Here is a 12,552-nt window from a genome sequence, read left to right on the forward strand (position 1 = left end):
TACATAAACTTTGTGGTTCCTTCATCAATCGGCTCGATTTACGTAACTACGTAATTACGTTTCAAGCTCAAAGTCTTTTTGTTAATTGACCTCAACACACCCCAAAAATATTATGTTGTATGCGACTAGAACGGCTATTGGCCTGCGAAATCGTCCGACACAACTAAAAACACAGAGCGTAATCGGATTCCCCGTCACAGCCGAAACATTTGAAACCCAGATCAATACCATACTGGACTGGGCGCAGCAGCGTCTAAGTAAAGTTGTCTGTGTGGCTAATGTGCATATGCTGATCGAGGCAAAAAATAATAAGAGTTTTGCCAGCATATTGAAGCACAGAGCCGATATGATAACGCCTGATGGCATGCCCTTGGCGTGGGTAACCAGTTGGATCAGCCATCGGCGACAGGATCGAGTGGCAGGTATGGATATTTTGCTGAGCCTTTGCCGCCACGCTGCCAAAAAGAATGTAGGACTATTCTTTCTAGGATCTACGCCAGAGGTATTACACAAAATTGATCAGCGCTTAGCTCGCGAATATCCAGATTTAACCATCGCTGGCATGGAGTCTTTACCTTTTCGTTCTCTAAACTATGACGAAGATGAGGCATTAATCCATCGCCTCAACAACAGCGGTGCTGGAATTGTGCTAGTATCCCTGGGCTGTCCTAAACAAGAGCGTTGGATGAATGCTCATAAGCACAGAGTCAATGCGGTCATGATCGGAATTGGTGGCGTCTTTCCAGTTTTTGCTGGTTTACATAAGTGGGCTCCAGCCTGGGTTAGAAAAAGCGGCCTGGAGTGGCTCTATCGATTGTTGCAAGAGCCTCAGCGGTTATGGATGCGGTATGCAAAGACAATTCCATTGTTTTTGTGGCTGGCATCTAAGCAGTTGATTAAGGTGTACTTGGGTCTGGAGCCAGCTAATTTTAGACGACCCAATGCAAATGTTGTTGCCATGGATCGGGGCAGACGATAGCTGAAGTTGGTGGGAGAAAGCAGGACGTGCGATTCTCCCGCCTCCACTATCGTGATTCCAGGGAGCATATAAAAAATCTGGCGTTGCTGATTCTCGAGATGATTTCACCTGAAGAGTACTGATAAATTGCATCATTACTAGATCGGTCCATCCTCTAAATCAGCAACGGCAAAAACCTATGATCGATACTGATTCAGGTCTGTAGACCAAAAATCGTTGACTAAAGCTATCTAATATTTAACCGTATGAAACTGAAGCTCCCAGGTGTTGTGCGTACTCTGCTTAAAACAACTCAGTTCTGGCAAGAGAATTCTCTTATTCTTCGAGAGTTTAAACACTTTCGCGGAATTGTTTTATTGGCTATCTTTTTTGCACTGATTGCTGCTGCTTTTGAAGGGATGACGGTTGGGTTTATTGCTTCTTTTTTACAGGGGCTGACCAATCCAGAGGAGCCGCCAATTCAGACTGGGCTGGAATGGTTTGATACCGTGTTCTTGGCAACGCAGGCGTCGGCTGCAGAGAGACTCTATAGACTGTCTGGACTGTTGCTAGTTGGTGTTTGGCTGCGAGCGAGTTTTGACTACCTGAGTGCAATTTATTCTAAAAAGTCTTCTCTAAAGCTGGTGGATAACCTGCGAGGTCGTATCTTTGATCAGTTAGAGAGCTTTCAGCTCAGTTTTTACTCTACCGTTAGCCCTGGATCGCTGATTAGCACCATTAGAGGTGAGGTGAACCAGGTTCAGCAAGCCTTTAATGTACTTTCAATTTCTATTGTTCATGGCTCCAAGGTCTTGGCCTACCTGATGGCCATGTTGTTACTGTCCTGGCAGCTGTTTTTGATTTCTGCTCTTGTTTTTGGGTTGATGTCGATTGGTCTGACGTCCTTGACTGCCAGGGTTAGAGAGGCCAGCTTTGAGGTGCCAAAGGCCAATAAAGCGTTTACCGCGCGTGCGCTTTCCTTTATTAATGGTATCCGTACCGTACATGCCTCTGGAACACAGCAGTTTGAACGTCAACGTTACTATGCAGCTGCGCGAAAAATTCATGATTCTCAAATCGCGGTAATCAAACTCTCGGCGTTAGTAAAGCCTCTCATTGAAGGGTTAGGGGTGACGCTGCTGGTGGGTATGGTAATTGTTTCTTACAGTCTTTTGATTTCCACTGGTCGCCTTAAGGCGGCGGAGTTACTAACATTTTTATTTGTGTTGATTCGGACAACGCCTTTGGTCTCTTCTCTCAATGGCACACGGGTGGGTTTTATTGCTTCCCAGGGAGCTTTACATGCTGTATCTGAGCTGCTCAAACGTGAGAATAAACCATACTTCAAAGATGGACAGATTTGCTTTGAAGGGTTACAGCGTTCTATTGACTTTGTTGCGGTTGATTTTGCCTACAATCCTGGTGAACCGGTTTTGCACGATATTACGTTGTCGATAAAACGTGGTGAAACTACGGCTTTAGTGGGAACATCAGGTGCAGGCAAGACTACCTTAGCTGATTTAATTCCTCGATTTTACGATCCCACCCAGGGACGCATTTTGCTGGATGGGACTGACCTGAGCGAGTTCAAAATTAATTCGGTGCGACAGCGCATGGCGATTGTCAGTCAGGACACGTTTATCTTTAATACGACGGTGGGGGAGAACATTGTCTATGGCCTGGACAATGTCAATGAGGCCGATATGATTGAAGCTGCTAGGGCGGCTAATGCCTTAGAGTTTATTCAGGATTTGCCCAATGGGTTTGGGACAAAGTTAGGGGAGCGGGGTATCCGCCTATCGGGGGGACAACGACAGCGGATTGCGATCGCACGCGCCCTACTGCGCAATCCAGACATTTTAGTTTTAGACGAAGCCACCAGTGCCCTGGACTCAGTGACAGAAAAGCTAATCCAGGATTCCCTAGAGCGACTGTCCAAGGGCCGAACGGTGATCGCTATCGCTCACCGACTGTCTACCATTGCCAATGCAGACAAGGTAGTCGTCATGGAAAAAGGACGCATCGTGGAACAGGGCAAGTACCAAGACCTGCTTAAAGAACAAGGCAAGCTGTGGAAGTATCACCAAATGCAGTTTGAAATGAGCGGTGTTTAATCACGCGGCCAAGCCAAATCAGCAACGGTAAACTAACAATTTTAGACATGCAACCTATGACAGGAATACTATCTAACAACAGAATCTCAGTGCCCGCCCGCTGGTCTAGCGTACCAACTTGGGCTAGAAAAACAGCATCTGCCGACCGCAGGTATTATCAGCCCCAAACCCGGCCAGTCTCACTAGATAGACTGTGGCACTTGGCTGTTCCGAATCTGCGCAGCCCAGTCTTTGTTGTGGGCTCTCCCCGCTCAGGCACCACCTTTCTGGGTTCATGTATTGGAAAATTACCAGAAATCTCCTATCATTTTGAGCCGGTTGCAACCAAAGCGGCGGCCCGTTATGTTTACAATCAAGAGTGGGATTTTTCCAAGGCTAAAGGCGTTTATCAGCGAGTTTATGCCTGGCTCATGCGGCTCTATGCCGATGGAGATTTACGATTTGCGGACAAGACTCCACGAAACTGTTTTGTAATCGATTTTTTACATCAGGCATTTCCTGATGCTCAATTTATCCATATCATCCGAGATGGTCGAGATGCGGCGCTCTCCCATAGTAAAAAGCCCTGGATGCAGGCAGCTCAGGCTAAATCTGCCAAACATGAACCGGGTGGCTATCGCTATGGTCCCTATGCTCGTTTTTGGGTTGAAGCTGATCGGGTGGCTCAGTTCGAATCAACTAGCGACATTCACCGCTGCATCTGGGCCTGGAGACGGCACACGGAAAGTGCCCTACAGGCTGCCTCCCAGCTGTCTAAGCAGCAATATCATGAGTTGCGCTATGAGCATCTGGTTACTGATCCAAATGCTGAAGCCGAGCGGCTACTTAATTTTTTAGGCATCACGGCCCAGACATCGCGTCAGCGGTTTTATCAGGCCATGTCTCAGGCCAGACCTGATTCGGTGGGGATGTGGAAGAAAGAGCTATCCACGGAACAGCTTCGGCAAATTGAACAAGAGGCAGGCCCACTATTGCAAACACTAAACTACGCTAGCTATGTATAGGACGTCATCCCCTAAAAGAGTTTTTGTTGTCGGCTGTCCGCGCTCGGGAACTACGCTACTGCAGCGTATTCTTCTAACCGATTCTGCGATTATTTCGTTTCCCGAGTCCCATTTTTTTGTCAATTTGTTTAAGCGCCGTAGCAAGTTACGCAAGAAGTTCAACCTGGCCTCTCCCTATTCTAGATCGGGATTTGAGAATTTCATGGAGGAAGCAGGGCATCCAGAAATGGGAAAGTCTTTGCCCAGACATATGCTGAGCTTACGCCAGCATACTCAGGTATTTGCTCAAACATTAGATGAGATCGCAAAACAGCACCATAAATCCATCTGGATTGAAAAGACGCCCGACCATGTCAAATTTATTGACTTTATTGAGACCCACATTGGTGACGCGCTCTTTATCCATATTGTCCGCAATGGTCCAGATGTGGTCGCCTCTCTCTATGATGTCACCCACAAATATCCCCTCGAATGGGACGGTCCATGGGACATTGATCAATGTCTCCGCAAGTGGATAATCTCTGTAACAAACACCTATATTCATAGGAATAAACCCAACCACCTGATAGTTAATTATGACAGTCTGGTTCAAAATTTAACCTCAGAAAGTCAGCGCGTTGGAGATTTTATGGGTACTAACCTTGATGTGACCTCATTGGATCATCGCCAGGGTTCTTTTGGGAAAATCGCCCTGCAGCGCGAACCTTGGAAAGCTAATTCAGGCCAAGCTATCTATCAGAAAGCCACTGATAAGTTCTCTACGCTGTTTGATCGCCCTCAGCAAACCTACATTCTAGAAACGATCTCAAAAGCAGGGCTGCTCGATATTGAGGCTCCTCAAAATAATCAACAAAAAAATAGTCAGCAAATAGATCTGCCTGCGATCGCGCATTAGCGATCGCATCTCCGAAACCGTCTATTAAACAATACGCGCTACTAACGTATGATTTCTCCTAACTTTTTGTCAAAGTCGTCCAGCCTAACCATTGATAAAAAAATCTTCTTTCTCCATATCCCTAAGTGTGGCGGCACCTCCCTACGGCTCGCCGTTGAAAATGCCTTTAATTTTCCCAAGGGTTCAAAAAACAGTGATTTTCATTTGGATGTAATGGCCTTAGATAGCGCCGCCCATGCCTTAGAGAAACCCATTGTTGAACTCAAACGAGAAGTATTGAATTACTGTATGGCCCATAAGTCCTATCGCTATATCAGCGGACATTTTGCCTACAGCGACAAAGCCATGCAGGCCTATGGTGATGACTGGCACTACATTACCCTCTTGAGAGACCCCGTTTCAAAATGGTTTTCTCAATATTTTTTCAATCGTCATAAGAATAACGACCATTACAAACTCGATTGCACGCTAGAGGAGTTTTTAACGACAGATGAGGCAAAACACCTAGGTCGCAACTATAGTTACTTGCTAGTCGATGGCATATCCAGTGAGGAGGCTGCCACCGATGCCGCCATTAGCCAAGCCATCAAAAACCTGGAAAAGTTTGCATTAGTTGGTGTTTTAGAAAAGCTAGATTGGTTTTACAAGGATTTTCAAACTGTTTTTGGCACCGAATTAAAAATTGAAACGTGTAATAAAAATCCCCTATCAGCAAAACAACAGCAGCAACAAATCAAAGATGATATCAGAACTCAAGTTGAGGAAATCTGTCAGCCCAATATTCAAATCTATCAGGCTGCCATGGATCTGATGCAATCCAGACAGCTGGTCAGTGTATAGAGACGACCTTGTTAAGCCCACAGATGGTCGAAATTTAGGTAGTTAATTTATCTTTGAGATATGCGAGTCCTCTTTATTTCTGCTCACTTTCCCACGGATCTTCGGGTCAAGATCCATGGCGTTTATAAACGGATGGGACTATTCATTAATGCTATCCAGGGTCTGGCCGCCATTGATTTTCTATATTACGTCCCTCCCAGCTTTGATATCTCTCCTACAGCGGTTGCTAAACTCGAAAAAGAGTTTGCAAAGCACTGGCAGGCTGACATTACGCTCACTTTCTGCCATCGTTCAACCCGTCAACATCGCCTACGCACCAAATATTTGCTTGGAGCCTTCAACTTTTTTGAACAGTCGCCTTACATCAGGATGAGTGGAAAGACCCAGATCGAGGCTCTCGAAAACTGCTTAGCGCGTAAGCCAGACGCTGTCTTTGCCCATCGACTTCAGGCTATGGTGCCGCTCATGTTGACCCATGCTCAACCACCGCCGATTTATTTTGACCTGGACGATGTAGAGCATATATCCCTGACGCGGCAAATTCAGCAGCCTGCTCAATATCGCAAGAAGGGGCGAGGCCACTATTTGTATCTACCTAGCCTAAGACGGGCAGAATTGCGAGCTATTCGCCAGGCCCATCGGACATTTGTATGTTCAGAGTGCGATCGCAACTACCTAACTGAAGAGCTTATCCTCCCAGGTATCGTCACCGTTCCCAATGCCATTACGTTACCCCCTCCTCAACAGCTGACTAAAGATCCGACACTGTTGTTTATTGGCTCCTATACCTATCAACCTAACATTACCGCTGCAGATTTTTTAGTTGAGAAAATTTGGCCCCATATTTATCAGGCCATACCCCAGGCAAAGCTAATTATCGCCGGGGCTCACCCCGAGAGAATTCGAAGCTATCAGACACAGCCTGTAGGAGTAGAATTTGCCGGATTTGTTGAAAATCTTGATGAATTATATAAAAAGACGCGAGTTGTTTGTTGTACTATCCTTTCTGGCAGTGGTACCCGCGTCAAGTTAATTGAGGCTGCAGCCTATCAAAAGCCCATAGTATCCACCCGCATTGGTGCAGAAGGACTGGATCTGATCGATGGCGAATCAGTTTTTCTACGAGACAATCCTCAGTTTTTTGCCGAGGCCTGTATCAAGCTGCTGCAAGATGATGGGCAACTAGGCAAACGTTTAGGTTTGGCTGCCTATGAGGTAGCCGCAAAACAATACAACCAGGCTGAAATTTTAGAACAAATACGTCATCATTTTCAGTCATAAAGCCAGCTATGTTCTTTTCTAAGGAGAAAAGTTAAATAAGTTTCACTTGAGCCGGGCGTCGACTCTGCTCAGCCCTCTACCATAACGTTGAGGAGATAGATTTCACTAATTTCTCTGTCCTAAGGCCATTCAAGATTGAGGTTGATAAGAATGAAGATTTTCTCTGGAATCGCCCATCAGTCTGTACCCGATATCTCGGTTGTCATTCCCACCTACAATCGAATCCATATGTTAAAGGAAGCTCTAGACAGTGTTCTACAGCAAAATTTTAACGGCTCCATAGAAATTTTTGTAGTGGACGATTGCTCTCGAGATAATACTGCAACCGTTGTTAAAAACGAATATCCAAGCGTCAATTTAATTACCTTAAAGCAAAACTCAGGAGTCTCAGTTGCCAGAAATACAGGCATTCTGCAGGCAAAGGGTCGCTACATCACTTTTCTTGATTCTGACGACCTATGGGAGCCAAACTATTTAGAAACACAGTTCCAAGCCGCTCAGCTACATAAAGATTGCTTCTTTGCAAGTGGAATTGTTAATTTTGATACCGTAAATAACTCTAAAACTATTCGATGGCAGACGCCAGATCTAGATTCGTTCATCTCGATTGAACATCATCTATTAGTCAGAGGAAGCTGCATTTATACCCCATCGTCTGTTCTATTTCCTCGGAATATTTTGGACTCGGTTGGACTGTTTGACAACAGCCTGAGATTTGGAGAAGACACCGATTTATATTTACGCTGTTTAATTCAAGGATACGGCGTTCATTTTACAAAATCGCCCCTTGTGATTAGACGCAAGCACAACATGGGACAAGCGACCGAATCTAAAACGTTAGGCGTTAGAAAAAATAATCGCCTTAACCTGGCTAAGAAATACTATCCTGCTCTCAAAAAGAAGTTTGTTAAAATACCCTCAACGGCTTTCAACCATATCTGTGCAGAGATTTGTATGGCGTTTGCCAACAAGTATTTTGACGAACAGTATTATCTCAAATGGTTTTGGCTGAGCTTAGAGACCATCAAATATGGATTGCCCAAATTTACTACAAAGCACCTGATTTGGAAGACAAAAAAACTGCTCTATTAACGCCATATGATTTCTGCTCAATCATCAGACTTGATAGGTAGCTCCACGTACTGCATTTCCCTCATCCCCCAACCCCTTCTCCCTCAGGGAGAAGGGGAGCCACCCTCAAAGTCCTTCTCCCCCAGGGAGAAGGATTTAGGATGAGGGCTCGACAGCTTGAACCATTCTCCAACCCATGTGTATACGATTCACCCAAGTTAGCGGAATCGATGCCTATCCGTACTTAGATACCTTCAAACCATCCCCTCGGCAAATCTAACACCTTTAGTCTTTTATCACCAAACATTTCCTGATGCAAATGCCAAAACTACTGTTTGTTACCGGATCAACGTTTTATCCAGAATCTTCAGGGGGAGCCCAGCGCTCAGCGCTCTTTCTATTTGAAAGCCTCGCTAAGCTTGGCTGGGAAATCCAGATTGTATGCAGAACATCTGTGCGCTCTCGCTATGCTAGAACGTCTCTATTACAGTTAACCCGAGCAATTCTAGATAAAGAGTTAGGGTATCCTGTCTGGCGCTGGCTTGGAATCTTTGGTAAAGAAGCAACCTGGCTAACGTGGTTTGACAATTTTTTGGATAATTATCAACCTGATATTGTCATGGGGCATAATTCCCCCCAGTGTTTTCTTTTAAATCGAGCCCTAGCACGGGGCTATGCCTGCTACTACTTTATTCGTAGCTTAACGTGTTTTGAGCTGGGTCAAGAGCTGCCAGCGGGGATTTATCCCATTGCTAACTCCCCGCTGGCAGCCCAAGCGTCATCGTCCCATTTTGACCACGATATTCCGGTCGTACTGCCGTTTGTAGACCGTGAGCGCTATTTGGTTTCGGACCGAAAACGTGAATACATTACCCTGATTAATCCAATCCCTCAAAAAGGGGTGGAGATAGCCCTGGCCTTGGCAAAAAAGATGCCAGATAGAAAATTTCTATTTGTTAAGGGTAAGTGGTCAACCTATAAGAAAAAACAAATCGATGCCATTGTCAAACCGGCTGCAACTCTTCCCAATGTTGAGATTTGGGAATATCAGTCAGATATGCGCAACGTTTATGGGGTTACAGATATTTTATTGGTACCCTCGCAGTTTACTGAAACATTTGGCCGCGTGATCATAGAAGCGCAAGCCAACAAAATTCCAGTGGTTGCTGCTCAAGTAGGAGGAATCCCGTTTACGTTAGGTGCAGGGGGGATTTTAGCTAATCCAAAGGACAGTGTAGAACCCTATTTCAGTGCCTTAAATAGGCTGATGGATGAGGAGCATTATGCCAAGATATCGAAGCTTGCTTATCAAAATAGTCTGAGACCAGAATTTGATCCTGCTCAGCAGGTGCAGAACTTTATCACAGCTGTGAGTGAAAACATCCCTCAAAAAGATGAGCTATCAGTTTGCGTATGAGCTGAGTATCCCGGCGTTGCTGACGACCCCATATCTGAAGACAATCGCAAATAGAGTGGCTTATGACTGAAGAACAGCTGGCATTTGTTTCGATCATAATACCGGTATATAACGATTCCCAGCGTTTGCGACAGTGTCTGAGTTTGTTGGAATACCAAACCTACCCGCAGACATGCTACGAGGTTATCGTTGTTGATAATAACTCGACCGAAAACTTAAAGCCGATTGTGGCTCAATTTTCCCAGGCCAAGTATGTGTTTGAGGCTGCGCCCGGTTCATACTGTGCTAGAAATCGGGGACTTGCGATCGCAAAAGGTACTATCCTAGGCTTTACCGACTCAGACTGTGCCCCCGCATCTGACTGGATTGCAAAGGGCGTTACCCAAATCCGCACCCATTCCAACTGCGGGTTTGTCGCCGGACGTATTGCCTTTTCTTTTCAAAACCCCGATAATCCCACACCGGCTGAACTATACGATAGCCTGCATTTTCTGCAGCAGGAAAAATACGTTAAAGACGCTCACTTTGGCGCAACGGCCAATCTGTTTACCACCCCACAAGTGTTCGCCACCGTTGGATCATTCAACGCCGCCCTCAAATCTGGTGGCGATCGCGAGTGGGGAGAGCGGGTCTATGCCGCAGGGTATCCGCAAATCTATGGCGCTGATGTCAAAATATCCCACCCTGCCCGCACTGATTTTGACGCACTCAACACCAAGCTCTGTCGAGTCTACGAGGGTAACTTCAAAAAGAATAATAAAGCAACGACACCTCTCCTGGCATTTCTAAGGGAGGTGTTTTACGATGCCAAACCCCCCATTCGATATTTGCTAGGAATCTTAAAAAACAACAATATTGCCAATCTACAGAAGCGCATCGCCATTGTCTATATCTACATTCGGTTAAGGCTTTCTAGAGCATGGGTAAATCTACGACTCTATTTCAAGATTCATCAGCTAACATCATGAACCCTGATTCAAAGCACCCACCCACTGTCTCCGTCATCATTCCCGTCTACAACGACAACCAGTCTCTAGCACTATGCTTACGGGCGCTGGCTAAACAAACATATCCCCAAGACTGTTATGAAATCATCGTCGTCGATAACAATTCCCAAGAGGATGTGAACGCGGTCGTTACTAATTTTGAGCGGGTAACGTTGGTGAATGAAGCCCAGCCAGGCTCATACATTGCCCGTAACCGAGGGCTTACAGTCGCCCAAGGAGACGTAATTGCCTTTACCGATGCAGACTGTATCCCCACTCCCCAATGGCTAGAACAGGGTGTTTCCACCTTGTGCAGTGCCCCCAATGTCGGATTAGTCGCAGGCCACATTGACCTGTTTGCCCAAGATGCTGACAATCCTAATCCCTTTGAGCTGTATGAAATGCTAGAAATGGGGTTTCCCCAGGATAAATTTATCGAGAATGGTCAGTTTGGAGTCACCGCCAATCTGTTTACCTTTAAGCATGTCATTCAAGCAGTCGGCAATTTTGATAAAACGCTTAAATCAGGAGGAGATAAGCAATGGGGGCAGCGGGTCTTCCAAGCAGGCTATCAACAGCTCTACGCCAAAGATGCCTGTATCAAACACCCGACTCGAAATACCTGGAAAGACCTTAACAAGCGAGGCACTCGCATTATTGGTGGTCGCTACGATATCATCAAAGCCACTAAAAAGACACGACTGGCTTTGCTAGCTGACTATCTTGATTTCCTCAAACCACCGTTTCGATTTTTTATCCGTACGTGGAGCGATCAGCGGCTACGTGGAGCCCGTCAAAAAATCCAATTTGTCATGGTGATGCTGCGGCTTAGATTAGCTGCTATTCAAGAAAGAACGCGACTACAGTTTGGTGGCGGCATCTCTGAGCGGGGTTAGCTCTGTCTCAGATCATCTAAAACAAATCACAGCCAATAGTTAGTACGAGCCACCTATACCGATTATAGTCATGACTGAAAAGACTCCTCTAGTTAGCATATTAGTCAACAACTACAACTATGGCTCATTTTTAAGTCAGTCCATCGATAGTGCTCTTCATCAGACCTACAACAATATTGAAGTAATTGTCGTAGATGATGGCTCCCAAGATAATTCCCATGACATTATTCACAGTTATGGAAACAAGATCATTCCAGTACTCAAAGCAAATGGAGGTCAAGCATCAGCCCTCAACGCCGGATTCTCAAGCAGTAGGGGTAACATTATATGTCTGCTAGATGCCGACGATATCTATTTGCCTAACAAGGTTGCCGAAGTTGTCAATGCTTTTAGAAAAGATCCTAATACTGACTGGTTTTTTCATCGCGCAACCCCATATCAGTCTAGTCAGCTCCTAACCGATAGCCTGACGTCCATCTTTAAAGATGTTGCCATCAAAAACCCTAAGGAAAATCCTAGGAAAATTGACTTTAGAAGCGCCGTTCGCAATGCTAAGTCTCCCTCATTTGCCCCATCTACATCTAATATCTGTCTATCTAGAGCATTAGCAGAAAAGATTTTTCCCATGCCTGAGGTGCCGGGAAAATCGGGGGTAGCAATTTCCGATCTTTACATCAAACTATTAGCCGTAGGATTAGGTGTCGGCTATCAAACAGAGCGAAAGCTGTGTCTTTTTAGGCTTCACAATAATATCTATTCAGATACTGAAGCCGTCAATAAGCGAAAAATCGGAGCTGAAATCTCTATCGCTACTGGCTATTGGATCAGAGCCAAAGGTGCTGATTTTGAGCATTTAAGTAATAAATTATTAGCGAAAGGTATCAGCCTGAGAAAAAAATGTCGGCTCAGTGATAAAAATTTCAATAATCTGATTGAGATATATCTCTCCCATACCAACATCCTAGGTAAGATCAAGCTCAATTTGATGATTTTCTACTATCTCACTCACCTTTAATATAAACACATGATTTAAGTACACACCCTAAAAATAGAAAAATCATCACATCCCATACCATTGAACACTATTATC

Annotated in this window: 11 protein-coding genes; all 11 read left to right on the plus strand. The window is 45.2% G+C overall.

Features of this window, described 5'->3' with window-relative positions; translation table 11 throughout:
* Positions 1-112: 112 nt before the first annotated feature.
* The 11 genes from IQ260_RS06270 (at position 113) to IQ260_RS06320 (ending at position 12,477) form a co-directional block, all read left to right on the plus strand.
* Positions 113-979, plus strand: coding sequence for a WecB/TagA/CpsF family glycosyltransferase (locus IQ260_RS06270; protein WP_193991884.1), 867 nt, complete (start codon positions 113-115; stop codon positions 977-979).
* Positions 980-1,224: 245 nt separating this feature from the next.
* Positions 1,225-3,072, plus strand: a complete 1,848-nt coding sequence (gene hepA / locus IQ260_RS06275) for a heterocyst formation ABC transporter subunit HepA (RefSeq protein WP_193991885.1) — start codon at positions 1,225-1,227, stop codon at positions 3,070-3,072.
* Between the two features lie 200 nt (positions 3,073-3,272).
* A complete protein-coding gene (locus IQ260_RS06280) occupies positions 3,273-4,076 on the plus strand; it encodes a sulfotransferase family protein (RefSeq protein WP_228015634.1) in 804 nt (267 codons plus the stop codon).
* Entirely contained in the window at positions 4,069-4,971 is a 903-nt protein-coding gene (locus IQ260_RS06285) for a sulfotransferase family protein (RefSeq protein ID WP_193991888.1), read from the plus strand. Before IQ260_RS06280 ends, IQ260_RS06285 begins: the two co-directional genes overlap by 8 nt.
* 48 nt (positions 4,972-5,019) lie before the next feature.
* Positions 5,020-5,811 carry a sulfotransferase family 2 domain-containing protein gene (locus IQ260_RS06290; protein WP_193991890.1) on the plus strand — a complete coding sequence of 264 codons (792 nt, stop codon included), beginning with the start codon at positions 5,020-5,022 and terminating at the stop codon, positions 5,809-5,811.
* A gap of 60 nt (positions 5,812-5,871) precedes the next feature.
* Entirely contained in the window at positions 5,872-7,092 is a 1,221-nt protein-coding gene (locus IQ260_RS06295) for a glycosyltransferase (protein WP_193991892.1), read from the plus strand.
* A gap of 150 nt (positions 7,093-7,242) precedes the next feature.
* Positions 7,243-8,184 (plus strand): glycosyltransferase family 2 protein, encoded by a 942-nt coding sequence (locus IQ260_RS06300; protein ID WP_193991894.1) that lies wholly within the window; start codon positions 7,243-7,245, stop codon positions 8,182-8,184.
* Positions 8,185-8,476: 292 nt separating this feature from the next.
* Entirely contained in the window at positions 8,477-9,580 is a 1,104-nt protein-coding gene (locus IQ260_RS06305) for a glycosyltransferase family 4 protein (protein ID WP_228015635.1), read from the plus strand.
* Between the two features lie 62 nt (positions 9,581-9,642).
* Positions 9,643-10,548 (plus strand): glycosyltransferase, encoded by a 906-nt coding sequence (locus tag IQ260_RS06310; RefSeq protein WP_193991898.1) that lies wholly within the window; start codon positions 9,643-9,645, stop codon positions 10,546-10,548.
* Positions 10,545-11,462 carry a glycosyltransferase gene (locus IQ260_RS06315; RefSeq protein WP_193991900.1) on the plus strand — a complete coding sequence of 306 codons (918 nt, stop codon included), beginning with the start codon at positions 10,545-10,547 and terminating at the stop codon, positions 11,460-11,462. The genes IQ260_RS06310 and IQ260_RS06315 overlap by 4 nt, the downstream gene beginning before the upstream one ends.
* Before the next feature lie 70 nt (positions 11,463-11,532).
* Positions 11,533-12,477, plus strand: coding sequence for a glycosyltransferase family 2 protein (locus IQ260_RS06320; protein WP_193991902.1), 945 nt, complete (start codon positions 11,533-11,535; stop codon positions 12,475-12,477).
* The last annotated feature ends 75 nt before the right edge of the window (positions 12,478-12,552 follow it).

Source organism: Leptolyngbya cf. ectocarpi LEGE 11479 (assembly GCF_015207065.1).
Classification (GTDB): domain Bacteria; phylum Cyanobacteriota; class Cyanobacteriia; order Phormidesmidales; family Phormidesmidaceae; genus Leptothoe; species Leptothoe ectocarpi.